Here is a 24,145-nt window from a genome sequence, read left to right on the forward strand (position 1 = left end):
CAACAAGGCAGTATATGCTTTGTTGCTATACTTGATTTAATATTTCCAATAAAACGGGAATATGACTTTTTTCCGGATTTTTGACCGCACTTAAGAGTAACACAGAACCTTGTTGTCGTTCTAATTGTTTTAATTCTGCCAATCCTTGTCGCTGTTCATTTCCTTGTAATTCTTGCCGATATTGGATTTTAAAAAGCCTGAAATTGCCATCCGGATCTTGATGAAACCATTTGCGTAATTCATTGGAAGGTGTAACGGACTTTAGCCATAAACACTGTTGAAATAATTCTTTGTGTATGCCGCGCGGATAGAGACGGTCGACGAACACGGCCGGTTTATTTTTTTGTGGTACAAAATCATAAATACGCTGAAAACTAAACATCATCACCTCTTATAACGTTGATCTGATAGCAAAAGTGTGAAAAGGCATTTGGGGTGTTAAAGTGTAATTAAAGGTAACATAGCCAATATCATTTCCGATGATTGTGCCGCCGCGATAGGTAAAAATTCTTCAAAAGACATACTTGCTTCGCCATTCCCCGCATCGGAAATCGCACGAACCACCACAAACGGCACATTAAAACTATGACATACCTGAGCAATGGCAGCGGCTTCCATTTCTACGGCAGCGACCGTCGGGAAGTTTTGCTTGATTGTGGCCAATTTTTCGCCACCGTGAATAAAACTGTCACCGGTACAAATTAACGCACGTTTGACATTTTTACCTTGTTGTTTAACAATTTTCTCTGCAAGATCTGCTAATTTTGTATCAGATTTAAATGCCGACGGACAAGCGGGCAGTTGACCGATAGCGTAGCCGAAAGCGGTGACGTCGGCATCGTGATAGCAGGTTTGTTCGGAAATTATAATATCGCCGATATGTAATCCTTCACATACGCCACCGGCAGATCCGGTATTAATGACTATATCCGGACGGGCGAGTTGCAATAATAGGGTAGTGCCCATTGCGGCAGCCACCTTACCGATACCGGATTGCAATAATGCCACATCAATACCGTTAATTTTGCCTTCATAGATCGTGCAAGTTGCTAATTCAGTGGTGTTCACATCGCTCATTTTTTCTCGTAAAATAGCTACTTCTTGAGCCATTGCACCGACAATACCTACTTTCATTATTATTCCTTATATTTTTAATGTTTTTTTAATTTTTCGATAAAAAGCACTGCTGCCATCTGCAAGGGCTCGTTCAAAATCGGTAATATTTTTTATTTCATCACCATTTATCCGGCAAATACTGTGTGGATTTAAATGTAATGAATTTGCTCCTTTTTTGGTGGTGACAAAAACATTTACGCCTAATTCTTTGAGATCTTTAATGTTGCCTTTATAGCGATGTCCCCACGGATAGGCCAAACAATCTGCTTCTTTATTTAATTCTTGTTGTATGTAATATTTATTTTTTGTAATTTCATTTTCTAATATTTGTTTAAATTGAGCTTTGCTTACTTTATCAAAAAGTTCTGATGTATTATCGTTAAATAATTGAGTTAATTTTTTCTTTTTATCTTTATCTGATAAATGAATAAAATCAGCCTGTTTTTCTAATTGACGATATTTTTCCACGAAGTGATTTTTTGGTCTGAAACCGGCTAAGGAAATTTGACTCCGCATTTTAAATATTGGTAAACCATTGAGTTTATCGGCATCTTGAATATTGTCGTATAAACCGTCAAAGAACAAATTATAGCTTTCCCGTTTGAGATATTTAGAGGTATTTTCATCAAAAAAACCAAAAACTTCTACTGTTTTTGCGGTTAAGCCATGAGAATGGGTATGCAATTGAAAATCAACCAGACCGCTTTGATACATCTCGCGAATTTCATCCCAATTGAGATATTCCTCATTTGTACCGATATATCTTGTATTTAGAAAAATAGTCGCTTTAATGCCGTATTTTTTTAAAATAGGAAAAGCCAAAATATAATTACTCTTATAACCATCATCAAAAGTTACTAAAATACTATTTTTCGGTAATTGATAATTTAATGATTTCAACTCTTCCATTTTAAATGTTGTTTTATGTTGAATATGAGCCATTTGTAAATCAAATTCTTCAACACTTATTTCAGCATTACCGATTGTATCGCTGATATTATGATACATTAAGCAATGTACAAAATTCTGACGTTTTTTATTATAAATAATATAACTTAAACTCAATATTAGAATAAAAGAAATATAATATGTCATAATAAATTGCTCTATAAATGAAATGATAAATAGATTTATTTTTTACGTTCGTTTTCTACTTTATCCACTAAATAATCCAGTACGGCAAAAGTGTAATCATCGTTATATAAGGTACTTTGAGTAAGGACATATTTGCCATTGATAACAACAAAAGGAATCGTGAATACGCCGTATTTTTGTGTCAGTTCAATGGCTGATTTGATTTTTTGTTGGATTTCCGGTGTTTTCAAGGTTGTAATAAACGCTTCTTCTTCCACTTTGTGTTTTTTAAGCCAATGAATAAATTTTTTATTTTTAATTTGTTGATTGGATTTATCGGCATTTTCAAATAAAAATAAATTAGCCAGATCTTCCCGTCCTAAGCTAATCAGAGTGAAATAAATGCTTGGCGTAAAAATAGCATCTTCTGTGGCGACGGGATGACTTTTTAAGATAACCCGGTTTCCATTAATTTGGCTGTATAATTCTAATACATCATGAGTAGATGAGCAGCCGCTGCAATCATAAGCAAAAAACGAACGAATGACAATTTTCTTATCCGGGCGGGGGAGTTCAACAATCGGTTCGAGATAAGAAAAGTAATCTTTGCCATCTTCAAAGTGCGGTTGTTCTTCGAACGTATTTTCCGATTCCACTGCATTTACTGGATCGGCAAATACCGTAGGAGAGAAAAATAACAATAAAGCAGCACTTAATTCACGTATGTCCATTTGTAGCTCAAATTAATTACAAGGTTCAATATAATCTACTAATAATTGCAAGTTTCGATTGCCACGAAATTCGTTAATATCCAATTTATAAGCTAATTTGGCAATTTTTATTGACAGATCGGGATAATAACGGGTATCTACGTTAAATGCAATGGCATCCACCAATGCTCCGCCGTTTTTCGGTTCCACTATCATTTTTAAATGTTTTTCGCCCACTAATCGCTGTTGCAGGATTTTAAATTCACCGTCAAACATCGGTTCCGGAAAGGATTGTCCCCAAGGTCCGCCCTGTTTTAGTTGTTCGGCAGTATCTAAATTCATCAGTTGTGATGTGAGCTCACCATCGGTCCAAATTGTACCTTGCAGTTGTGCATCATCTAGCCATTCGGTCACAGTTTGATTAAATAATTGTTGAAATTCGTTGAAACGATTAGCAACAATACTTAACCCCGCCGCCATTGCATGCCCGCCGAACTTTAAAATGATTCCCGGATTGCGGCTATCAATACGTTCCAGCAGATCTCGGATATGTAAGCTTTCAATGGAACGGGCAGATCCTTTCAGCATGTTATCCTGATCTTGTGCAAAGGCAACTACCGGGCGATGAAATTGATCTTTGATGCGGGAAGCTAAAATACCCAATACCCCTTGATGCCAATCCGCTTGATACAACGCAATGCCCACCGGTAATTCTTGCTTAAGTGCGGTCAAATTTCGGCAAATTTCCAAGGCTTCCAGTTTCATGCCTTGTTCGATTTCTTTGCGGGTTTGATTCAAACCGTCTAATTCTAAGGCTAACGCACGGGCGGTAGCCATATCTTCCGCCAATAATAATTCCACACCGACGGACATATTATCCAATCGACCCGCGGCATTAAGCCGTGGACCGATAGAAAAGCCAAGATCGGATGCTACAAATTTAGCCACATCACGATTTGCTACTTCCGCCAATGCCAAGATCCCGCAACGACAACGTTGAGCACGAATTCGAGCTAAGCCTTGATAGGCGAGTATGCGGTTATTTTGATCCAAGGGTACGACATCGGCAATGGTACCTAATGCGACTAAATCCAATAAATCGGCGAAATTAGGCAGTTTTTCCGTTGGTATCAAGGCTAATTCGCGGAATTTTGCCCGCAGTGCCAACATCACATAAAATGCCACACCTACACCGGCAAGGGATTTGGACGGAAATCCGCATTGAGATAAATTTGGGTTCACGATAGCATCGGCTTGCGGCAGTATTTCCGGCGGCAAGTGGTGATCTGTAATAATCACTTGCACGCCATGGGATTTCATAAAATCCACCCCTTCCAGCGATGAAATACCGTTATCTACCGTAATCAGCAATTCAACGCCTTTTTCTAACGCTTCTCGAGCCACCGCAACACTTAATCCGTAGCCTTGTTCAAAGCGGTTCGGTACTAAATAATCCACATTGGTAAACCTGAGTTGACGCAATGCCAACACAGTTAACGCGGTGCTGGTTGCACCGTCTGCATCAAAATCACCCACGATAACAATTTTTTTATCTGTTTGTTTTGCCTGCAATAATAGTTCTACCGCTTGCTCAATGCCTTGCAATTTTGGTGGTAGCATAGATTGCAAAGAGCGGTCTAATTGTTGTGAATTTTGAATGTGTCGCGAGCGGTAAAGACGATCCAGCAAAGGATTTTCATTAACGATTTCACCGGCAGGAACAGGACGACGTTGAATAATCTTTTTCATTACTAATGAGCTATAAAGCTAGAGATTCTCTCTAGCTTATTGATTTTATTTTTGTTGTTCTAAAGCGGCTAATAAATCTTTTGGTGCTAAATAGCCACCGAGCATTTCACCACTTGAAGTGATAATGCTTGGTGTGCCATGTACACCGAATTGAACGCCTAAATTATAGTGTTTTTTCACTGTATTTGGTGTTTTTAAGGTTTTCGGCATATTGCCTTTTTCCGCTTCATTTAAAGCAAATTGCGGATCTTTGGCTGTCCAAATGGCTTCCATTTGTTCAGCGGTTTTATTCATTCCCGTACGTGGAAATGCCAAATAGCGTACAGTGATACCTAAATCATTGTATTGCTTGATTTGTTCGTGCAATAAATGGCAATAATGGCAAGTGATATCCATAAACACCGTTACCACGTGTTTTTCATTTTTTGCCGGATAAATAATCATTTCTGATTGTAATGCATTCAGTTTATCCAACAACATTTTGCCTACAACATCAGTGAAACCCTGTTCGGCCATTTCATACATTTTGCCTTGCAACACATACTTGCCGTCTTCACTGGCATACAAAATACCCTGATCGGTAATTATTGTTTTAATTCCTTTCAATGGGGACGGTTTGATTTCGATATCTTGTGCCCCAAGTGCTTGTAAACGTTTGATGATCGTTGCGTCGTTCGCCATTGCCGTGCCGGCTGAAGCGATTAAAAGTGCGGTCAGTAATTTTTTCATTTTTGTCCTAAATTAAAATTTTGCCAAAATTGACCTTTAATTATAAAAGGATTATGGGATTTTGCCTACCATAATTAAATAAAATAGCTTATAATTTGCCACTTTAATAATTATGTTCAAGTGTTTAGAATTAAATTATGTTTGAAATTAATCCAGTAAAAAGCAAAATCGCTGATCTTGCCGAACGTACGAATGTACTTCGGGGGTATCTTTGACTTTGATGCCAAAGTTGAGCGGTTAGAAGAAGTCAATGCCGAATTAGAACAGCCGGATGTGTGGAATGAACCGGAAAAGGCACAGGCATTAGGTAAAGAGCGTTCGGCATTAGAAGCGGTGGTGGAAACCATCACCGTATTAGAGCGTGGTTTGGAAGATGTGGACGGGCTGTTAGAGCTTGCCGTAGAAGCGGAAGATGAAGACACGTTCAATGAAGCAGTGAGCGAACTTGACGAATTAGAAGCTAAATTGGCTCTGTTGGAATTTCGTAGAATGTTCAGCGGTCAGCACGATGCGGCGGACTGTTATGTGGATTTACAAGCGGGTTCCGGTGGTACGGAAGCACAAGACTGGACAGAAATGTTGTTGCGGATGTATCTGCGTTGGGCGGAAAGCAAAGGTTTTAAAACCGAACTAATGGAAGTTTCCGACGGTGATGTAGCCGGTTTGAAATCCGCTACCATCCGTATTTCCGGCGAATATGCTTTCGGTTGGTTACGTACGGAAACAGGCATTCATCGCTTGGTGCGTAAAAGCCCGTTTGATTCCAACAACCGCCGTCACACATCCTTTAGTGCAGTGTTTGTATATCCGGAAATTGATGATGATATTGATATCGAAATCAATCCGGCGGATTTGCGAATTGACGTATATCGAGCCAGCGGTGCGGGTGGACAGCACGTAAACAAAACCGAAAGTGCGGTACGGATCACTCATATTCCAAGCGGTATTGTGGTGCAATGTCAAAACGACCGCTCACAACATAAAAACAAAGATCAGGCAATGAAGCAACTGAAAGCCAAATTGTATGAACTTGAATTACAAAAACAAAACGCGGAAAAACAAGCAATGGAAGACAGCAAATCCGACATCGGTTGGGGCAGCCAAATCCGTTCTTACGTACTGGACGATTCCCGTATTAAAGACCTACGCACCGGTGTAGAAAACCGCAACACCCAAGCTGTACTCGACGGCGATCTAGACCGCTTTATCGAAGCCAGCTTAAAAGCAGGATTATAAAAAAATTGAAAAATCCACCGCACTTTTGTGTTGGACGGATTCCCGCCGATTTTGAATGTTGCCTATGGTGACGGCATGAAGTGCGAGCCGTGTGAGTAAAACTATGCTCGCCGACAGGCGAAAGCCACAAGGCGAAGAAACAATATTAAAATTAATAAGGTAAATAAAAAAATGTCAGAACAAACCCCAGAACTTGATTTCCATGGCGAAATGGCAGTCCGCCGTGAAAAATTAGCCGCACTGCGTGCCAAAGGAAATGCCTTTCCGAACACTTTCCGTCGCGATGCATTGGCACAAGAGCTCCATAATCAACATGACGATACCGACGGTGAAACACTCAAAGAGCAAGCTATTGAAGTCGCCGTTGCCGGCCGAGTAATGACTCGCCGAGCAATGGGCAAAGCCACCTTCATCACCTTACAGGATATGAGCGGTCGCATCCAGCTTTATGTCGCTCGCGACAATCTGTCTGAAGGTGTCTATAAAGAAGATGTCGGCAACTGGGATCTGGGTGACATTGTCGGTGTAAAAGGCACCTTATTCAAAACTAAAACCAACGAATTGACCGTAAAAGTGCATTCTGTACAACTGCTGACCAAAGCATTACGCCCGCTGCCGGATAAATTCCACGGCTTAAGCGATATGGAAACCCGTTACCGCCAACGTTATTTGGATTTGATCGCGAATGAAGAATCCCGCCGCACCTTTATTATCCGTTCTAAAGTGATTGCCGGAATGCGTGAATACTTTATTTCCAAAGGTTTTATCGAAGTGGAAACCCCAATGTTGCAAGTCATCCCCGGCGGTGCGGCAGCGAAACCTTTTGTTACGCACCACAACGCATTAGATATTGATATGTATTTGCGTATTGCACCGGAACTGTATTTAAAACGCCTTGTGGTGGGTGGTTTTGAACGTGTGTTTGAATTAAACCGCAACTTCCGTAACGAAGGAGTATCCGTACGCCATAATCCGGAATTTACCATGATCGAATACTATCAAGCCTATGCAGATTACCATGATTTAATGGATAACACGGAAGAATTGTTACGCAAATTAGCCATTGATATTTTAGGTACAACTATTGTACCTTACGGCGAATACGAATTTGATTTCGGCAAACCGTTTGAACGTATTACTATGCACGAAGCTGTTGTGAAATATGGTAACGGCATTACAATGGATGAATTACAGGATTTCGACAAAGCCTGTGCAGTTGCCAAAAAGTGCGGTATTGAAATCCAAAAATCTTGGGGTTTAGGCTCTGTGGTGAATGCAATTTTTGAAGAAGTGGCGGAACATCATTTAATTCAACCGACCTTTTTAGTGGCTCACCCTGCGGAAATTTCGCCATTAGCACGTCGCAATGATGAAAATCCGGAAGTGACCGATCGTTTTGAACTCTTTATCGGCGGTCGCGAAATCGGTAACGGCTTCTCAGAGTTGAACGATGCAGAAGATCAAGCGGAACGCTTTGATGCACAAGTAGCCGCCAAAGACGCAGGCGATGACGAAGCAATGTTCAAAGATGATGATTTTGTTACCGCACTTGAACACGGCTTGCCGCCGACCGCGGGTGAAGGTTTGGGAATCGACCGCTTGGCAATGCTTTATGCCAACGTCGCATCAATCCGTGATGTGATTTTATTTCCGGCGATGAAGCATAAGGGATAATAATATGAAGGGGAATTTTAATCATTCCCCTTCCTTTTTTTCTGTTAGAATGTTAACTCGGCATTGAGTTTAAAGTTTCGCCCTGCAGAATAGAAGCGATTAATCCCCTCTCCTGTTTTTTGATCAATCAAATTACTTGTGCCAAACGGGCGAATGGAACGCACGGAATCCCAAGTGATGTATTTACGATTCATCATATTATATACACCGGCTTGTAAAGTAAGATTTTTTAGCGGTTTAAAGTACGCAATAAAATCTACTAAGGTATAAGTGCCGCTACGCCATTTTATACTACTGTCGGTTTTTCCTTCCTCACGATAATACATATTATAAGTGTCTTTGGCTTTTTTGCTGCCTACGTGAGTAATATAGAGATCAGCGCCAAACTTATCTTCAGGATGTTGGTAACCAAGACTGAATACTGAGGTTTTCGGCTGAATGGCATTCATTGGTACATTCTTTCGAGAACGGCCTCTTTGGTAAGTAAATTTATAACTTGCATTGAAACCTTCTAATGCATTAATCAATTGTCCAAAATAAATTTTAGAATTCATTTCGAATCCTGTTACTTTGGCATCCTGTAAATTTATATTTTGATAAAGTTGATAATTTATCGTGCGAGCTTGCCCGCCATATTGATTTGTTTCATTTTTACTGCCGATATACACAAGATCAATGAAATTATCGTATTTTGTTTTAAAAATACTCGTAGTGATAAAACCGGCGTTGCCGTAGAATGTTAAAGCAGCTTCTTGCGTTTTAGCTCTTTCTGGTTTTAAGTTGACATTTGGCAATATAGAAAAATCAGGATGCTTAAATGTAAAATAGAGTTCATCGGATGTCGGTGCTCTAAATCCTTTAGAATATTTAAATTGTAATTTCAAATGTTCTGTGGGATCCAAAGCCATTTCTAAGGCATAAGAATGCGCTCTATATTTTTTGTTTCGGGTAAAATAGTTAATATTTTCTTGCACATTGGCTTTTCTTGCGGCTTCATTTGCTTTTGCACCGGCCGCTTCCGCTTCCTTCCATTTAGCTAAAGCATCTTGATAGCCAGAAGGATTTCCGCTGTAATCACTATAATTTGGTTTTGGCGTTGATTTATATGGCGGAGTATAAGGTACAAACATTGTGACCATATCATCCGGCAACTTAGGACTTACACCCGCAATGTATTCAGGTTTATACTTAACACGGTCGTAGCGATAACCTACATTAAAACTTAAGTAGTTATTAATTTTGAAGTCATCGGCAAAATAAAGCGCACCGCTTTTAGTTTTGACAGGAATCAGGAATGATGTTTCAGGCTCATTTCGCGGGCAAGTATAGGCATTTGTGTAACCTTGACCATATATATCTGCATAAGCTTCAGCGCAGGAGGCGTAAGGCTTACCGCTACTATCTGTACCGAGAAAACGATCTGCCCACCATTGCGGTAAATAGGCATAATAACCCGCACGATTTACCATTTCTTTTTTAACTGTGTTATATGAACCACCATATTGCAATAAATGTTCTGTGGTGAATAAGTCTAACTGTTTGGTAAGATCTAAATTAATTTGTTTTGTATTGGTATTTAAGTCACGTTCGCGATAAGAACGTTCCAGATAACCGCTATTATTTGGTGATATAAAACGATCTGAATAACTGGCATCTTTGACTTTAGCAAATTTATTGCCTTTACTATCTGTAACCGGAGTGTCAAAAGAGAATTCCTTTGGTGTATAAGTATATGTCCAAGAGAAATCCCGTTCTGATTTGTAGGCATTTATAGTTCCATTACAATTAAAAATAGAACAGTCGAACCAGTATTGATTTAAACGCCTAATATGAAAAACTCCATTCACTTCAGCACCATTTTTAATGAGAGTGTCAGAATTTTTTATGCTTAATTGGTCGCCATCTTTATCAACAATTTTGCCGTTTTTAACTTGTAAACCAAGAGGATTGCTAATCATATTGCATTTTTCATTACCATCACAATATTCATCCGTGCGGGCTCGTGTTTTAATTTTTTGTTGAGAATAGGTGAGTTTAAGCGTATCCCAAAAAGGTGTACTACTGAAATTTTCGTAAGTAAAGGAATAGTTTGAACGTTTAGTTTTATCATTGGTATGACGAAGTTCTTCCTCATCCGCATTAATGGTAGTCGTTCTTTTCAATGTATATGAAAAATCATGTCCTTTGCTTTTATGTTCATAAGTATCGGAGGCAACTGTAAAGCGATGTTTTTCATTTGGAGAATAAGAGAATTTAATTAATGTGCTATTTTTATCAATTGTGTAAGGATCGGTTTTATCTCTTTTTCTCCCTTGCTCTGTCGGATCAAAATCTTTATAGCCGTAATTTTCTAATTCGTGTCCGTGACGTTTGGTTTTCACAAATAAAATATCAAACCATTTATAACGACCTGCGGCAGTTAATGAATTCATCCATTGATTATCCGCGGTGGCATAACCGGTTTTATAGCCTAAATGGTAATCTTTCTCTAACAAATAATCACGTGCATCTTTTGTTTCAAAAATAACGGCTCCGCCTAGTGCACCACTACCGGTTTTAATTGAATTCGCACCTTTACTGATACTAACCTGTTTTAATGTTTCAATTTCAGTGCTATTGCGCGTATTATTGAAATTACCATACCCTTCAAATAATTCTTTGAATCCTTGAGAAGATAATGTTTCCGCTTGGTGTAAACCGTCAACAGTAATGGCGACACGATTTTCATCTACGCCTCGAATAGCATAACCACTAGACCCCATTCTACCGGCTTCAACTACAGTTACGCCTGTTTCATAACGCACCAAATCGCGATTATCTTGAACTTGCTGTTTACTCAGGGTTTTTGCTGATTTCACCGTTGTTCCAACCCTTTGTTCTTTTACTTGTTCTTGAATATTTCCATTGTTATTTGTATTTCCGAGAACATTAATCGTCTCTAATTGATCGGTTTCCTTTGCATCTCCTAGAGTAGAATAACTCAATAAAGCGACAGCAATCATTGAAAGGCGGGGAAGTTTATGCTTATTTATTTTTCTGTTCATTTTATTTTATCCTATCTAATAAAAAGTATTAACGTACAATCTATTTTTCTGAAATATGACCCTGATCCAAATGTACAAAACTGACTAAATCGTCATTGCTTACTTGAAATGCTTGTCCGAAGCCTTTAACAAATAAGCCTTGCTCCGGTTTGAAGCCAAATAGTTTGAAGTCTTTTAATTTTGATAATTCGTCAATTAATTTGCCGTGACGGGCTTTGAGCATTTGAATGCTTTGTTCCCATTCTTCGCTGTGACGAGTAACTACACGGGCTTTTGCATCAAAAGAAAGGCGACGGCGGGCAAAAATTTGACGGCTTACACTTTCATCTTCAATCAGCATTAATGCCACTTTAGGCACATCAAGCAAATTACGCGCATGACGGGCAATTGTTGAAATTAACACTTGATACTCACCATTGAGAATAATAAAAGGAGCATAACTGACATTGGGATTGCCATTATTATCTACAGTTGCAAGCATAATGGTTTTGCATTGCTGCTTTAATTCTTGAATTTCAGGGCCTAAACGATTTTGTAATATTTCTTGACGAGCAGTCATTTTGCATGTTTCCTTAGTTGTTGTCTTAATTAAAATTTTTAAATTTTTCCACTTGTTCGGGAAAGAGTTCGCGTTGTTCATTACGTCCTAAATAGACTTTGAACACCGTATTGCCATTAGACGCAATGAAAGCAATGTTATAACTTTCTTTGCCGCGAAACGGTAAACTGACAAAAGCGATGGTAGCAATATTGTCGAGTTTTAAATGCCCGTACAATGAGCCTTCTTTGCCATTCATATTGAGATTATAATAACCGCGACCAATCATGCCGCTTGGGAATTGATCTTTGATTTCAAAAATCGAACCCTCTTTTTCGATAATAGTTGTCAATGTTCCCCATTGGCTAAGTGCGGTCAAAATTCTTTCTAATTCTGTTGCCGGAAAAATCCGGACGAATTGATCAGGCAGGGATTGTAATATTTCACCTTCCGGCAAATTAAAATGTGCAGCCATATCAAGCGTAATAGCCAGGGGATTTTCATTAATATATTGTTGAATTTTTTGCTGAAGAGTTAACATTTATTTTTAATTTTAAAATATTGATTGAGAATTATTATCATTATTTTATTGTTCTTTCCCTTATTTTTCAATTATTTTATTTATTTTTAAAAATTTATTTGGCGTTTATATGTGATATTTTGGCAATCAATATGAATATTTATTCCAAATAATTTAATGATTTATTGATTATTTGATATACATAATTGGATTTCAGATTTCTTATTAATAAAAAAATCTGTGCTACAATATACAACTTTATTTAACCTCGTGGTTCGCAACCATCCCACGTAAAAAAACTAGGAATATCAATGAAAAACACAAATCCAACTCATCGTAAAGCGGTGGTTATTTTTTCCGGTGGACAAGATTCCACCACTTGTTTGGTCAAAGCCATTCGTGATTATGGTGTCGAAAATGTAGAAACCGTGACGTTTCAATACGGACAACGCCATAGTATCGAATTAGAAAAAGCCCGCTGGATTGCTCAGGATCTTGGCGTGAAACAAACCTTGGTTGATATGTCGGTGATCAAAGCCATTACTCAAAATGCTCTAATGGATACTCAGGCAAAAATTGAACAGCAAGGCGATATGCCGAATACTTTTGTAGATGGGCGAAATGCCTTATTTTTGCTTTATACCGCCATTTATGCCAAAGGGCAGGGGATTACGGATATCATCACCGGCGTGTGCGAAACCGATTTCAGCGGTTATCCCGATTGCCGCGATGTGTTCATCAAATCCATGAATGTGACTATTAATTTGGCAATGGATTACAATTTCAATATCATCACTCCATTGATGTATCTCACCAAAGCACAAACGTGGCGGTTGGCGGATGAATTGGGTTATTTGGATTATATTCAACGGCATACGCACACTTGTTATCTCGGCGTAGAGCAAGGTTGCGGAGAATGTCCGAGCTGTATTTTGCGTGAAAAAGGCTTGCAGGAATATCTCGGCAGTAAAAATAAGAATTAGCATTAAGGAAATAAAACGTGGCACTTATCAGTTTAACAAATGGTTATCTTTCTTTCGGCGATCATCCCTTATTGGATCACACGGATTTGCACATTGAAGCGGGCGAACGGGTTTGCTTGGTGGGGCGGAACGGTGCGGGTAAATCCACATTGATGAAGGTTCTTGCTGGTGATGTGGTGTTGGATGACGGTAAAATTCAATATGAGAAAGATTTGATCGTGTCCCGTTTAGAGCAAGATCCGCCGCGTCACGCTGACGGCAATGTATTCGATTATGTGGCTGAAGGCGTGGGGCATTTAGCGGATTTATTGAAAGAATATCACCGTATTTCACTCACTTTAGAAACGGATTACAGCGAAGCGGTGCTGAATCAGCTGGCTCAAGTGCAGAGCAAACTGGAACATAACGACGGCTGGCAGTTTGAGAATAAAATCAATGAAGTGCTGGTTAAATTGGAACTTAATCCTAATACCAAACTGGCTGAATTATCCGGTGGTTGGCTACGTAAAGCCGCGCTGGCTCGGGCATTAGTGTGCAATCCGGATGTGCTATTGCTTGATGAACCTACCAACCATCTGGATGTTTCGGCCATTGAATGGCTGGAAGAATTTTTGCGCACCTTTGATGGCAGTATAGTGTTTATTTCTCACGATCGTTCCTTTATCCGTAAAATGGCAACCCGTATTGTGGATTTAGATCGAGGACGGTTGATGTCTTATCCCGGTAATTACGATCAATATTTAGTAGAAAAAGAAGAACATCTACGGGTTGAAGCATTGCAAAATGATTTGTTCGATAAAAAATTAGCTCAAGAAGAAGTCTGGATCCGCCAAGGCATTAAAGCCCGCCGTACTCGGAATGAAGGTCGTGTGCGAGCGTTAAAAGCCTTGCGGGAAAAACGTCGTCAACGCCAAGATGTACTCGGCACGGCAAAAATAAGTGTCGAAAATTCCACCCGTTCCGGCAAAATCGTATTTGAAATGGAAAATGTCAGCTACGAAGTAGCCGGTAAAAAACTGCTTAGCAATTTCAGCACCACTATTTTACGTGGCGATAAAATCGCTTTAGTGGGTCCGAACGGTTGCGGTAAAACGACGTTTATTAAAGTATTGCTGGGTGAAATTAAACCGACTCAGGGTTCGGTACGGGTGGGGACAAAATTAGATATTGCTTATTTTGATCAATACCGTGCGGAATTAGATCCGGAAAAAACCGTGATGGATAACGTTGCGGACGGCAAGCAAGATGTGGAAGTAAACGGCATTAAACGTCATGTGCTGGGTTATTTGCAGGATTTTTTATTTCCGCCAAAACGAGCTATGACTCCGGTGAAAGCCTTATCCGGCGGTGAACGCAACCGTTTGTTATTGGCGAAATTATTGCTTAAACCGAATAATTTGTTAATTCTGGACGAACCTACCAATGATTTAGATGTGGAAACCTTGGAATTATTGGAAGATATCTTAACGGATTATCAAGGTACATTGCTGATTGTAAGCCACGACCGTCAATTTATCGATAATACTGCGACGGAATGTTATTTCTTTGAAAGCGAGGGCGTGTTGAATAAATATGTGGGCGGTTTCTATGATGCCAAACAGCAACAAACCAATTATTTCGCACAAAAAGCTGAACAGGAAGCGTTGAAACAAAAGAAAATTCAACCGACCATCACAGAAAGTGCGGTGCAAAAAGTTTCAGTAAAACCGAAAGCGGTGAAATTGTCCTATAAAGAACAACGGGAATTAGAACAGCTTCCGCAGCTATTAGAAGAATTGGAAGAAAAAATCACCGCACTTCAAACGGAAGTAGGTAGTGCAGAATTTTTCCAACAACCTCACGAATATACATCAGCAAAATTGCAAGAACTGGCAGATACCGAGCAAACCTTAGAACAGCTCTTTGAACGTTGGGAAGAGTTGGAAGGGAAAAAATAATGTAGAATGGGGACTTGTTACCCACCGATAAAATTATCAACAAAATTAAAACGGTGGGTAACAAGTGCTTACCTACGAAATTAATAAATTTTTAACCGCACTTTCAATATGTTCGGCTTGCGTGATAGCCGAAATCACTGCCACGCCGTCAGCTCCTGCTTGCAAAATTTCAGACACTGTTTCCACTGTAATTCCGCCAATAGCGACTAACGGCTTATCAATCCCTGAAGTGCGGATGGATTTTAGCAAATTCAGTCCTACCGTCGGTTTAGCATCAGCCTTGGATTGAGTATCAAAAATCGGGCCGACACCGAAATAATCAATGCCGTCAATTTGTGCATTTTCGATGGCTTGTTCCAGATTATTCACCGATAAACCGATTTGCAGCCTGCCTTGGCATAAACGGATCACATCTTGAATCGGGCGATCATCTTGTCCTACATGTATGCCGTCTGCTTGGATTTTTAAGGCCAAATCAATATCATCGTTAATAAAAAACGGCACATTGTATTGCTTGCACAACATTTGACATTGTTTGGCTAATTGCAGGATTTGTTCGCTGTTTTGCAAGGCGTTTTTACCTTTTTCGCGAAATTGGAAGCATGTTATGCCTGCTTGTAAAGCCTGTTGTAAAATCTGCAATAATTTATCAGCGGGATTACCGTTTAAATGACGGCAATCCTGTGATCCTGCGATAAAGTATAATCGTAAATAATTTTCCATTATTTCTCCTCAAACTCGCTGTATGCCCAATGATTGGTCGGGCCGTGTCCGTGACCGATTTGCAGCGGATGGCAAATGGCTTGGGTGATAAAGTTTTTGGCTGTGCGGATCGCCTGTTCCACGGAATTGCCTTTTGCCAATTCCGCCGCAATACAGGCGGAAAATGTACAACCTGTTCCGTGAGTGTGCGGTGTATCAAAACGCGGACTTTCTACTGTAAAATTGTCATCATTGCTGAAAATCCAATCACGGCAGACCGCACTTTGCGATTGATCGCTGTGTCCGCCTTTCAATACCACGGTTTTTGCTCCCAGTTGTTGTAAAATATTTGCCGCTTGGCGGGCAGAGCGGTCATCAATAACATTAATACCCGTTAAAGCTTCCGCTTCCGGCAGATTCGGCGTAATCACATCAGCGAGCGGTACTAAGTGCTGTTTCAGGGCGGCAATGGCATTTTCTCTTAACAGTGCTGCGCCGCCTTTGGCGATCATTACAGGATCCAGCACCAATTTGCCGAAATTGTATTGTTTCAAGGCGTTTGCCACACATTCAATCACTTCCACCGTGCCGAGCATACCGATTTTGAAAGCAGAAATCTGAAAATCATCGGCAATAGCTTTGAGCTGGCTTTCAATTGTACTGAGCGGAATGTTGTGAATGGCCGTCACGCCTAAGGTGTTTTGTGCGGTCACGGCGGTAATTACTGATGTGCCGAATACTTTTCGCATTTGAAAGGTTTTTAAATCTGCTTGAATGCCGGCACCACCACCGCTGTCGGAACCGGCAATAGTTAAAACTTGTGGAATATCAGACATATCGAATTTCTCCATATTGTTGTGCTTGTTCATCCGTAAGTTGAGCCAGTTGATCGAGCAGCTTCACATAAAACTGACCGTGTTCGGTAAGTTGTAAGGTTTGGGCGGCTAATTCACCGGCCACAGCATAGGAGGTGCAGGCATTAATAAGTGCGGTGAAATATTGTGATTTTTCTGCCACCGCTAAAAATGCCCCGCATACGGCACTTAATAAACAGCCGGAACCGGTGATTTTCGGGAATAACGGCGAACCGTTGTGGATAGTCGCCACTTGCTTACCGTTGCTGAGATAATCTGTTTCGCCGCTGATCGCAACCACACATTGATATTGCTGTGCAACTTTTTTCGCGATTTCCGCCAAATCACCGTTGCCTTGTCCGCTATCCACTCCTTTCGCCTGCCAATCCGCTTGCGCTAAATAAGCTATTTCTCCCGCATTACCGCGAATTGCGGTGAATTGAATTTCTTGCAATAAACGTGCTACCGTTTGTTGGCGATAGTTGGTTGCACCTACGCCGACGGGATCGAGCACCACCGGAATATGTTGTTGATTGGCAGTTTTGCCCGCAATAATCATGCCTTCAACCTGTGGTTCGGTCAGTGTGCCGATATTGATTACCAAGGCTTTAGAAAACGCCGGCATTTCCTGCATTTCCTGTACCGCATAAGACATAATCGGTGAAGCACCGAGAGCCAGCAAGCCGTTTGCCACATAATTTGCCACCACATAATTGGTGATATTGTGAATCAGTGGATTTTGCCTACGGATTTGTTGAATATAATTGAGTTCCATTGCAATTGTTTCCTTGTAAATAATAAAAAATTGCTTGGAGAGAGTAAGAGATATGATGTGAAATGATTTAGTTTCCTACGCCAGTATTAACTGTTTCAGGTTCACGGGTATTATCTCAGCTTACGCACCCCGACTAATTTAGAGCGTGTCTATGCCCCATGTGGGATATAGATACGCCTAGAAGTATAAATTTATTTGACGAATAGGACAATATATTTTCTAATAGTTCAACAATTTCAAATTAAGGATTTAAAATGATCAAAGTTTACGGCATTAAAAATTGTGATACGGTGAAAAAAGCCCTAAAGTGGTTGGCGGATCACCATATCGAACATACATTGCACGACTACCGCACCGACGGTATCGAACAACATTGGTTGAACCGAGCGGAACAGCAATTCGGTTGGCAGAATCTGGTGAATAAACGCAGCACTACATGGCGGAATTTATCTGATGATGTGAAAGAAAATCTGTCAAAAGACACCGCACTTTCCGTATTATTTCAACAACCGACCTTGATTAAACGCCCGATTATTTTGCAAGACGGCATTGCATTGATTGGATTTAATGAAAAAGATTATGCAGCAATATTTCAGCGTTAAAAAGAGCGGTCAAAAATGAAAGAAAATATTCTTAATTTAGCGCAAGATTTAATTCAACGCCCGTCAATCAGCCCGGATGATCAAGGCTGTCAGCAACTCATTGCCGAACGATTGGAAAAATTAGGATTTTCCATTGAATGGATGCCCTTTAACGATACGTTGAATTTATGGGCAAAACACGGCACAGCCGGGCAGGTAATTGCTTTTGCCGGACATACGGATGTTGTGCCGGTCGGGGATGAAAACCAGTGGACGTATCCGCCGTTTTCTGCACAAATTATAGACGGTATGTTATATGGTCGCGGTGCAGCGGATATGAAAGGTTCGCTGGCGGCAATGATTGTGGCAGCGGAAGAATATGTCAAATCTAATCCGAATCATAAAGACACCATTGCATTATTGATTACATCCGATGAAGAAGCCGCTGCTTATGACGGCACAAAGCGAGTAGTGGAAACCTTGATGCAGCGCGGTGAACCGATTCACTATTGTATGGTGGGTGAGCCATCCAGTTCTAAACGGTTGGGCGATATTGTGAAAAACGGTCGCCGCGGTTCGATTACCGGTAATCTTTATATCGAAGGTGTGCAAGGTCATGTGGCATATCCCCATTTGGCGGAAAATCCGGTGCATAAATCTTTGCCGTTTTTGACCGCACTTACTAATTATCAATGGGATCAAGGCAATGAATTTTTTCCGCCTACCAGTTTGCAGATTGCCAATATCAAAGCGGGTACAGGCAGCAATAACATGATTCCGGGCGAGCTTTATGTGCAGTTTAACCTGCGTTATTGCACAGAAGTCACCGATGAAATCATTAAACAAACCGTCGCCAAATTATTGGCTGAATACGGTTTAAAATATCGCATCGAATGGTGGCTGTCCGGTAAACCGTTTTTAACCAAACCGGGTAAATTAGTTAACGCTGTTTCCAACGCCCTTGAGCAAATCGCTCATATCAAACCGAACTTAGACACCGGCGGCGGCACATCCGACGGTCGTTTTATTGCCTTAATGGGGGCGGAAGTAGTGGAACTCGGCCCGTTAAATGCTACCATACACAAAGTCAATGAATGTGTCAGTTGCGATGATTTGGCAACATTGGGATTGGTGTATAAGCAGATGTTGGTTAATTTGTTGGAGCATTAATATGAAATTCAACCAAATAAAATTCACTCCGGCAATGCTCACGGGAAAAAGCCGTGAGCATTTAGTTCATTTACCTTGTCCGTTTTCCGATAAACACGCACTGCAGGCAGAGGCGTGCAAAGCATTTCAGGCATTGCAGCAAAGTGCGGCACAAAACGGCTTTAATTTGCAGCCTGCCAGCAGTTTTCGGGATTTCCAGCGTCAGCAGATGATTTGGAATGGCAAATTTAACGGCGAACGTAAAGTACACGATGATTTCGGCAATCCACTGGATTTGACCGGGCTTTCCGATTGGGAAAAAGCTCAAGCTATTTTGCGTTGGTCTGCCTTGCCCGGTGCGAGCCGTCATCATTGGGGGACGGAAATTGATTTTTTCGATCCCGATTTGTTGCCACAAAATCAATCTTTACAGCTTGAACCTTGGGAATATGATAAAGGCGGTTATTTTGCCGAACTCAGCGAATTTCTGCAACAAAACCTACCGCACTTTGATTTTACCCTGCCGTTTATGGCAATGCCGGAAAATAAAAAAATCGGTCGCGAACCTTGGCATATCAGCTATTTACCGGCGGCAGAACAAGCTACCGAGCAGTTTAGTATAGAGATTTTGTTAGATAGCTGGGTGGGGGAAGATATAGCCGGTTCGACAATATTAGTAAGATATATTAATCAAATTTTCCAAGATTATCTTCTTTCGTAAAAATTGTATCAATTTAAGTACCTCGGTGTTTGTTGCCAAGCTCACCGAGTATTTTATTGATTTATTTCTTTAATTTTATATTTGCCTCTTCTTTCAATGTTTGTTTTTAAATTTTATGTGATTGAGATCACAGTTCTATAAAAATTCACTGTTTTCTGGAACCGGTTCCATGATAAATTTTGCACTAAATTTACAGAGTTGTACCAATTTAATACTAAACGAGGTGATTTATGAAAAAATTATTAATGTGTTTAATTCCTTTTGTATTGGCAGGATGTGGTGAACAGAATGCGAATACAGCATCAGATCAACCAACAAAATTAGTGGCGGCACATAATCAGACCAATATGACCAGTCCCTATCAAACGGGCATGTTAAAATTAAAAGAAACGGCAGAAAAATCCAATCAATTCCAAGTCGAAGTGCATGCAGGAACTATCGGTACAAATGAAAACGAATTAGTAGAAAAATTAGTCTTAGGCGGTGCTGATGTTGTTTTAGTTTCACCGGGATTTATGACATCAGCAGGTATTGACGAAGTCGATTTATTCTCTCTGTTGTATTTATTTAATAACTATGAGCATTGGGAAAAAGTAGTAGATAGTGATGTCGGTAAAAAAATTGCAGATATTATTTATGAAAAATCAGGCAATAAATATCGTGTGATTGGCTATTGGAGTGCCGGTGTAAGACATTGGTACGGTAAAAAGCCTATTAATACAATTGCAGATGCAAAAGGTTTAAAAATCAGAACACAGACTTCCGGCGTTGTTTCTGATTTCTGGATCAAAATTGGGGCTGTTCCTACTTCTGTTGCTTGGGCCGAATTATATCAGGCATTAGCCAGTAATGTTGTTGACGGCGCTGAAAATGCTTATCCATATTTAGTACCAATGGAACATCATAAAACAACAAATGGTAAATATATTTCTGAAACGGCACATGACTATACAACTCGTTTCTTATTAATGAGAGAAGCAACTTGGAAAAAATTGACCGATGAACAGAAAGCAACATTGGAAACAGCTGTGAAAGAGGCTACTCAAGCCGAACGCAATGCTATTTATGCGGAAGAAAACCAATATAAAGAAAAAGCTATTGCAGACGGTGCTGTGGTTAATGAGGTTGATAAAATCCAATTCAGCGATATTGCCCGAAGTATTCAGGATGATTGGGCAAATAAACACGGTATGACCGAGATTTTAAACCAAATCAGACAGGTCAAATAAATCATTAGAGTAGAAATAAGGTGATATTATGCAAAAATTGATCTCCTATTTAGAAAAAATACAATTGATTTTAGGGACTGCGTTTCTGGCTGTTTTTGTATCAGTCACCTTAATTCAAGTGATTACGCGTTATTTGGGTATCAGTGCAACTTGGACGGAAGAAGTTGCAGTTAATACTTTCATTTGGTCTATGTTGCTCGGTGCTTCAGTAATGGTGCGAGAGAAACAGCATTTCAGTTTTAACTTGTTGGATAATTTATTTTCATCACGGAATAAATGTTTTTATGTCATTTTCCAAGATTTGATTATTTTGACCTTCTGCATACTATGCACGGTATACAGTGCAGAAATAACACAAACCTTTTGGGATTCCCGCTGGGTAACGATTCCTTCTTTAAAACAGGGTTATGCTTGGCTTATTTTACCGATTACCTTTGCCACCATGAGTATTTATCTTTTAGAAGATATTGTGAAGCAGCTGATTAAACTAAGAAAAGGAAACTGATTATGACACTTTTATTGATTACATTACTGTTTATCGCGTTGATTATTATCGGTATTCCTATTGCATTTTCCATTGCTATTGCAGCCTTAGCCGGTATTAGTGCTGTGGGAGGCATTCCACATACAATGATTCCGATGAAAATGTTTTACGGATTGAATTCTTATGTGTTGTTAGCCGTGCCATTATTCGTGCTGACGGCGACTATCATGAATCAGGGCAATATTTCCAGAAAGCTAATCGATTTTTCCTTAGGAATAGTTGGTCGTTGCCCGGGCGGTTTGGGTCATGCAAATGTCATGGTATCAATGTTATTTGCGGGAGTCAGCGGTTCGTCTCAAGCAGACACAGCCGGTATCGGTAAGATTTTAATTCCGAATATGATTGAAAAAGGTTATAGCCGTGAAATGGCCGTCGGGGTGACGGCTGCGTCATCGACAATCGGCAGTATTATCCCTCCGAGTATTACTATGGTTATTTATGGCGGTTTGACAAATACATCGGTAGGTCAACTTTTTGTAGGGGGGCTTTTGCCCGGTATCATTATCGGCTTTGGTATGATGGGATTTGTTTATTACGTTGCCATTAAGCAGGCATTGCCGAAAGAAAGTAAAATGCCTTGGAATATTTTTTTCCAATTGTTTAAAGATTCCGTACCGGCATTGATTACACCGTTGATTATTATTTTAGGTATTGTTTTCGGTATTTTCACACCTACGGAAGCAGCTGCATTTTCTGCCGTATACGCCTATATTATTAGTGCATATTATTATAAAACCATTACTTATAAAGATTTGCCGAAGATTTTTGTAGAGACATTGAAGTTAAGTTGTTTATCTTTATTTGCTTTAGCTGCAGCCTCTGCACTAGGGGAATTTTTAGGTTATTTCAGAATCAATATGGTTGTTGCCGAATTTTTTAATAATATGGGAGGAAGCCAATATGTATTCTTAGGATTAATAATTGTATTTTTCTTATTTATTGGCACTTTTATGGATGCAATTCCGGCCATGGTATTATTTGTGCCGGTTATTTTTCCTGTAGCTCAGTTATTGGGTGTCGATCCCGTGCAATTGGGCATTACCATTATTATTACGTTATCAATAGGATTAGTGACACCACCATATGGATTATGTCTGTTAATTGCCAGTGTGATTGGTGAATTGCCTATCGGTCGTTCATTTAAAGCGGTTCTGCCATATATTACGATTATTTTATTTGTGTTGGCGCTTGTTATGTTTGTGCCATCCATATTATTAGCTGATTTAATGCAATGACAATTAAGAAAAAAGCAACTATTCAAGATGTTGCGCTATTAGCCGGAGTTGGTAAAACCAGTGTTTCCCGTTATTTAAACAATGAATTTGATATTTTATCTGATGAAATAAAAGAGAAAATTCAAATTGCTATAACATCCTTGAATTATAAACCTAGCCAATTGGCCAGAAGTATGAAAGGGGGAAAAACGAAATTAATCGCACTGGTTTTTGCTGATCTAAGTATTTCTTATGCTACGGAAATTATGCAAGGCGTAGAGGCTGCGTGTCGAAAGTATGGTTATACCTTATTAGTATTTAATGCCAATAATGAAAAAGCACAGGAAAAAAAGATTTTACAGATTTTAACCGGCTATCAGGTTGAGGGCGTTATTATTCAGGCACTGAAAACCCATGATCAAAATTTTAAAGGTTTTACTTTGCCTGTGGTTTCTGTAGATCGCACGATTTATGGATTAAAAAATGATCTTGTGCATCTTGATAATAATCAGGCTGTGCAAATAGCGATGGAACATTTAGTTAATCAAGGTTTTCAGCGTATTTTGTTTATTACTGAAACTATACGTGATATTGAAGCAAGACAGCAAAGAACTGCGGCATTTAATGAATTTATCCAACATAATTCAAATTGTTCGGGAGAAGTCGTAGAACTTCGGAATACAAAAAATGAGGATGAAATAGATCCTGTCGTTTCAGCATTCTATCATCTTGAACCGGATATAAAAAAAGCTATTTTTACTGTCAACGGTTCCGTCATGTTAAATACGACATTAGCGTTAAAGCGGTTAAAGTTGAAGTGGGGGAAAGATATTGGTCTAATCGGATTCGATGATCCTATATGGGCCTCAGTTGTCGGCTGCGGTGTAACAACCATCCGACAACCTACAGACAAAATTGGTTATACCGCTTTTGAATTATTACTCAAACGAATTAGAGGCGATGATTCGGATGTGCAAACTGTGTTATATCCGGGAGAATTAATTATTAGAGAATCTACTCAGTTATGATAATACATTCAAAATAAAGGTAATAATATAGGAGAACA

23 protein-coding genes and 2 riboswitches are annotated in these 24,145 nt (G+C 39.7%); of the genes, 11 read left to right on the forward strand and 12 right to left on the reverse strand.

All coding sequences use genetic code 11. The annotated features are described in order from the left end of the window. Positions 1 to 25: 25 nt before the first annotated feature. From EDC44_RS04825 to dsbC, 6 genes are read right to left on the reverse strand one after another with little or no spacing between them, the layout of a single operon-like run. Positions 26 to 382 carry a DUF488 domain-containing protein gene (locus EDC44_RS04825; protein ID WP_131976029.1) on the reverse strand — a complete coding sequence of 119 codons (357 nt, stop codon included), beginning with the start codon at positions 380 to 382 and terminating at the stop codon, positions 26 to 28. A gap of 56 nt (positions 383 to 438) precedes the next feature. After that, positions 439 to 1,134: a 5'-methylthioadenosine/S-adenosylhomocysteine nucleosidase gene (gene mtnN / locus EDC44_RS04830; RefSeq protein WP_131975930.1), complete on the reverse strand. Its 696-nt coding sequence runs from the start codon at positions 1,132 to 1,134 to the stop codon at positions 439 to 441. A gap of 9 nt (positions 1,135 to 1,143) precedes the next feature. Then, the gene (locus tag EDC44_RS04835) at positions 1,144 to 2,211 is read right to left on the reverse strand and encodes a polysaccharide deacetylase family protein (protein WP_207896718.1); all 1,068 of its coding nucleotides are present in this window, start codon (positions 2,209 to 2,211) and stop codon (positions 1,144 to 1,146) included. Positions 2,212 to 2,246: 35 nt separating this feature from the next. Further along, the gene (locus tag EDC44_RS04840; RefSeq protein ID WP_131975932.1) at positions 2,247 to 2,921 is read right to left on the reverse strand and encodes a thiol:disulfide interchange protein DsbA/DsbL; all 675 of its coding nucleotides are present in this window, start codon (positions 2,919 to 2,921) and stop codon (positions 2,247 to 2,249) included. Positions 2,922 to 2,933: 12 nt separating this feature from the next. Next, positions 2,934 to 4,649, reverse strand: a complete 1,716-nt coding sequence (recJ, locus tag EDC44_RS04845; protein ID WP_131975934.1) for a single-stranded-DNA-specific exonuclease RecJ — start codon at positions 4,647 to 4,649, stop codon at positions 2,934 to 2,936. Positions 4,650 to 4,694: 45 nt separating this feature from the next. Then, positions 4,695 to 5,378 (reverse strand): bifunctional protein-disulfide isomerase/oxidoreductase DsbC, encoded by a 684-nt coding sequence (dsbC, locus tag EDC44_RS04850; protein WP_131975936.1) that lies wholly within the window; start codon positions 5,376 to 5,378, stop codon positions 4,695 to 4,697. Positions 5,379 to 5,515: 137 nt separating this feature from the next. On the opposite strand from dsbC, the gene prfB reads away from it, so the two are divergent. Both prfB and lysS read left to right on the forward strand, forming a co-directional pair. Then, a protein-coding gene (gene prfB / locus EDC44_RS04855; RefSeq protein WP_131975938.1) for a peptide chain release factor 2 occupies positions 5,516 to 6,614 on the forward strand; the annotation gives its coding sequence in 2 pieces (ribosomal slippage) (positions 5,516 to 5,590 and positions 5,592 to 6,614; 1,098 coding nt in all). A 171-nt stretch (positions 6,615 to 6,785) separates the two neighbouring features. Next, positions 6,786 to 8,288, forward strand: coding sequence for a lysine--tRNA ligase (lysS, locus tag EDC44_RS04860; protein ID WP_131975940.1), 1,503 nt, complete (start codon positions 6,786 to 6,788; stop codon positions 8,286 to 8,288). A 44-nt stretch (positions 8,289 to 8,332) separates the two neighbouring features. Here the strand turns inward: lysS and EDC44_RS04865 are convergent, their stop codons facing one another. From EDC44_RS04865 to hutX, 3 genes are read right to left on the reverse strand one after another with little or no spacing between them, the layout of a single operon-like run. Then, entirely contained in the window at positions 8,333 to 11,332 is a 3,000-nt protein-coding gene (locus tag EDC44_RS04865) for a TonB-dependent hemoglobin/transferrin/lactoferrin family receptor (protein WP_207896722.1), read from the reverse strand. Positions 11,333 to 11,372: 40 nt separating this feature from the next. Further along, positions 11,373 to 11,891 (reverse strand): heme utilization protein HutZ, encoded by a 519-nt coding sequence (gene hutZ / locus EDC44_RS04870; RefSeq protein WP_131975942.1) that lies wholly within the window; start codon positions 11,889 to 11,891, stop codon positions 11,373 to 11,375. Positions 11,892 to 11,916: 25 nt separating this feature from the next. Further along, a complete protein-coding gene (gene hutX, locus EDC44_RS04875; protein WP_131975944.1) occupies positions 11,917 to 12,411 on the reverse strand; it encodes a heme utilization cystosolic carrier protein HutX in 495 nt (164 codons plus the stop codon). 243 nt (positions 12,412 to 12,654) lie between these two features. After that, positions 12,655 to 12,699, forward strand: a riboswitch (PreQ1 riboswitch). Positions 12,700 to 12,701: 2 nt separating this feature from the next. Here hutX and queC point away from each other — a divergent pair. Together queC and EDC44_RS04885 are read left to right on the forward strand one after the other, a co-directional pair. After that, complete coding sequence (gene queC, locus EDC44_RS04880) at positions 12,702 to 13,373, forward strand: 7-cyano-7-deazaguanine synthase QueC (RefSeq protein WP_131975946.1); 672 nt, start codon at positions 12,702 to 12,704, stop codon at positions 13,371 to 13,373. Positions 13,374 to 13,390: 17 nt separating this feature from the next. Next, entirely contained in the window at positions 13,391 to 15,310 is a 1,920-nt protein-coding gene (locus tag EDC44_RS04885; protein WP_131975948.1) for an ABC transporter ATP-binding protein, read from the forward strand. A gap of 72 nt (positions 15,311 to 15,382) precedes the next feature. Here EDC44_RS04885 and thiE read toward each other — a convergent pair whose 3' ends face one another. Genes thiE through thiM form a run of 3 tightly spaced genes read right to left on the reverse strand, consistent with a single transcriptional unit; the run spans position 15,383 to position 17,641 of the window. Beyond that, complete coding sequence (gene thiE / locus EDC44_RS04890; RefSeq protein ID WP_131975950.1) at positions 15,383 to 16,033, reverse strand: thiamine phosphate synthase; 651 nt, start codon at positions 16,031 to 16,033, stop codon at positions 15,383 to 15,385. Beyond that, a complete protein-coding gene (gene thiD / locus EDC44_RS04895; protein WP_131975952.1) occupies positions 16,033 to 16,848 on the reverse strand; it encodes a bifunctional hydroxymethylpyrimidine kinase/phosphomethylpyrimidine kinase in 816 nt (271 codons plus the stop codon). The genes thiE and thiD overlap by 1 nt, the downstream gene beginning before the upstream one ends. After that, positions 16,841 to 17,641 (reverse strand): hydroxyethylthiazole kinase, encoded by an 801-nt coding sequence (thiM, locus tag EDC44_RS04900; protein ID WP_131975954.1) that lies wholly within the window; start codon positions 17,639 to 17,641, stop codon positions 16,841 to 16,843. Before thiM ends, thiD begins: the two co-directional genes overlap by 8 nt. Positions 17,642 to 17,696: 55 nt before the next feature. Beyond that, positions 17,697 to 17,783, reverse strand: a riboswitch (TPP riboswitch). A gap of 112 nt (positions 17,784 to 17,895) precedes the next feature. Here thiM and EDC44_RS04905 point away from each other — a divergent pair. The 7 genes from EDC44_RS04905 (at position 17,896) to EDC44_RS04935 (ending at position 24,107) form a co-directional block, all read left to right on the forward strand. Further along, entirely contained in the window at positions 17,896 to 18,243 is a 348-nt protein-coding gene (locus EDC44_RS04905) for an ArsC family reductase (protein WP_131975956.1), read from the forward strand. Positions 18,244 to 18,258: 15 nt separating this feature from the next. Then, complete coding sequence (dapE, locus tag EDC44_RS04910) at positions 18,259 to 19,392, forward strand: succinyl-diaminopimelate desuccinylase (RefSeq protein WP_131975957.1); 1,134 nt, start codon at positions 18,259 to 18,261, stop codon at positions 19,390 to 19,392. Positions 19,393 to 19,408: 16 nt separating this feature from the next. Beyond that, a complete protein-coding gene (locus EDC44_RS04915) occupies positions 19,409 to 20,092 on the forward strand; it encodes a M15 family metallopeptidase (protein ID WP_131976035.1) in 684 nt (227 codons plus the stop codon). Between the two features lie 230 nt (positions 20,093 to 20,322). Then, positions 20,323 to 21,321: a TRAP transporter substrate-binding protein gene (locus EDC44_RS04920; protein WP_131975959.1), complete on the forward strand. Its 999-nt coding sequence runs from the start codon at positions 20,323 to 20,325 to the stop codon at positions 21,319 to 21,321. A 28-nt stretch (positions 21,322 to 21,349) separates the two neighbouring features. Further along, positions 21,350 to 21,826, forward strand: coding sequence for a TRAP transporter small permease (locus EDC44_RS04925; protein ID WP_131975961.1), 477 nt, complete (start codon positions 21,350 to 21,352; stop codon positions 21,824 to 21,826). A gap of 2 nt (positions 21,827 to 21,828) precedes the next feature. Further along, positions 21,829 to 23,100 carry a TRAP transporter large permease gene (locus EDC44_RS04930; RefSeq protein WP_131975963.1) on the forward strand — a complete coding sequence of 424 codons (1,272 nt, stop codon included), beginning with the start codon at positions 21,829 to 21,831 and terminating at the stop codon, positions 23,098 to 23,100. Next, positions 23,097 to 24,107, forward strand: a complete 1,011-nt coding sequence (locus EDC44_RS04935) for a LacI family DNA-binding transcriptional regulator (RefSeq protein WP_131975965.1) — start codon at positions 23,097 to 23,099, stop codon at positions 24,105 to 24,107. Before EDC44_RS04930 ends, EDC44_RS04935 begins: the two co-directional genes overlap by 4 nt. Positions 24,108 to 24,145 lie beyond the last annotated feature (38 nt).

Origin of the sequence: Cricetibacter osteomyelitidis (assembly GCF_004340985.1) — a bacterium.
Classification (GTDB): domain Bacteria; phylum Pseudomonadota; class Gammaproteobacteria; order Enterobacterales; family Pasteurellaceae; genus Cricetibacter; species Cricetibacter osteomyelitidis.

What these genes read in the sequence shown, in the direction of transcription:
- hutZ (WP_131975942.1), bottom strand. Translation starts at nt 11,891, where the DNA reads ATGACTGCTCGTCAAGAAATATTACAAAATCGTTTAGGCCCTGAAATT.
- EDC44_RS04840 (WP_131975932.1), bottom strand. Translation starts at nt 2,921, where the DNA reads ATGGACATACGTGAATTAAGTGCTGCTTTATTGTTATTTTTCTCTCCT.
- EDC44_RS04865 (WP_207896722.1), bottom strand. Translation starts at nt 11,332, where the DNA reads ATGAACAGAAAAATAAATAAGCATAAACTTCCCCGCCTTTCAATGATT.
- thiD (WP_131975952.1), bottom strand. Translation starts at nt 16,848, where the DNA reads ATGTCTGATATTCCACAAGTTTTAACTATTGCCGGTTCCGACAGCGGT.
- mtnN (WP_131975930.1), bottom strand. Translation starts at nt 1,134, where the DNA reads ATGAAAGTAGGTATTGTCGGTGCAATGGCTCAAGAAGTAGCTATTTTA.
- recJ (WP_131975934.1), bottom strand. Translation starts at nt 4,649, where the DNA reads ATGAAAAAGATTATTCAACGTCGTCCTGTTCCTGCCGGTGAAATCGTT.
- EDC44_RS04935 (WP_131975965.1), top strand. Translation starts at nt 23,097, where the DNA reads ATGACAATTAAGAAAAAAGCAACTATTCAAGATGTTGCGCTATTAGCC.
- thiE (WP_131975950.1), bottom strand. Translation starts at nt 16,033, where the DNA reads ATGGAAAATTATTTACGATTATACTTTATCGCAGGATCACAGGATTGC.
- EDC44_RS04905 (WP_131975956.1), top strand. Translation starts at nt 17,896, where the DNA reads ATGATCAAAGTTTACGGCATTAAAAATTGTGATACGGTGAAAAAAGCC.
- dapE (WP_131975957.1), top strand. Translation starts at nt 18,259, where the DNA reads ATGAAAGAAAATATTCTTAATTTAGCGCAAGATTTAATTCAACGCCCG.
- queC (WP_131975946.1), top strand. Translation starts at nt 12,702, where the DNA reads ATGAAAAACACAAATCCAACTCATCGTAAAGCGGTGGTTATTTTTTCC.
- hutX (WP_131975944.1), bottom strand. Translation starts at nt 12,411, where the DNA reads ATGTTAACTCTTCAGCAAAAAATTCAACAATATATTAATGAAAATCCC.
- EDC44_RS04925 (WP_131975961.1), top strand. Translation starts at nt 21,350, where the DNA reads ATGCAAAAATTGATCTCCTATTTAGAAAAAATACAATTGATTTTAGGG.
- EDC44_RS04825 (WP_131976029.1), bottom strand. Translation starts at nt 382, where the DNA reads ATGTTTAGTTTTCAGCGTATTTATGATTTTGTACCACAAAAAAATAAA.
- EDC44_RS04930 (WP_131975963.1), top strand. Translation starts at nt 21,829, where the DNA reads ATGACACTTTTATTGATTACATTACTGTTTATCGCGTTGATTATTATC.
- thiM (WP_131975954.1), bottom strand. Translation starts at nt 17,641, where the DNA reads ATGGAACTCAATTATATTCAACAAATCCGTAGGCAAAATCCACTGATT.
- lysS (WP_131975940.1), top strand. Translation starts at nt 6,786, where the DNA reads ATGTCAGAACAAACCCCAGAACTTGATTTCCATGGCGAAATGGCAGTC.
- dsbC (WP_131975936.1), bottom strand. Translation starts at nt 5,378, where the DNA reads ATGAAAAAATTACTGACCGCACTTTTAATCGCTTCAGCCGGCACGGCA.
- EDC44_RS04835 (WP_207896718.1), bottom strand. Translation starts at nt 2,211, where the DNA reads ATGACATATTATATTTCTTTTATTCTAATATTGAGTTTAAGTTATATT.
- EDC44_RS04920 (WP_131975959.1), top strand. Translation starts at nt 20,323, where the DNA reads ATGAAAAAATTATTAATGTGTTTAATTCCTTTTGTATTGGCAGGATGT.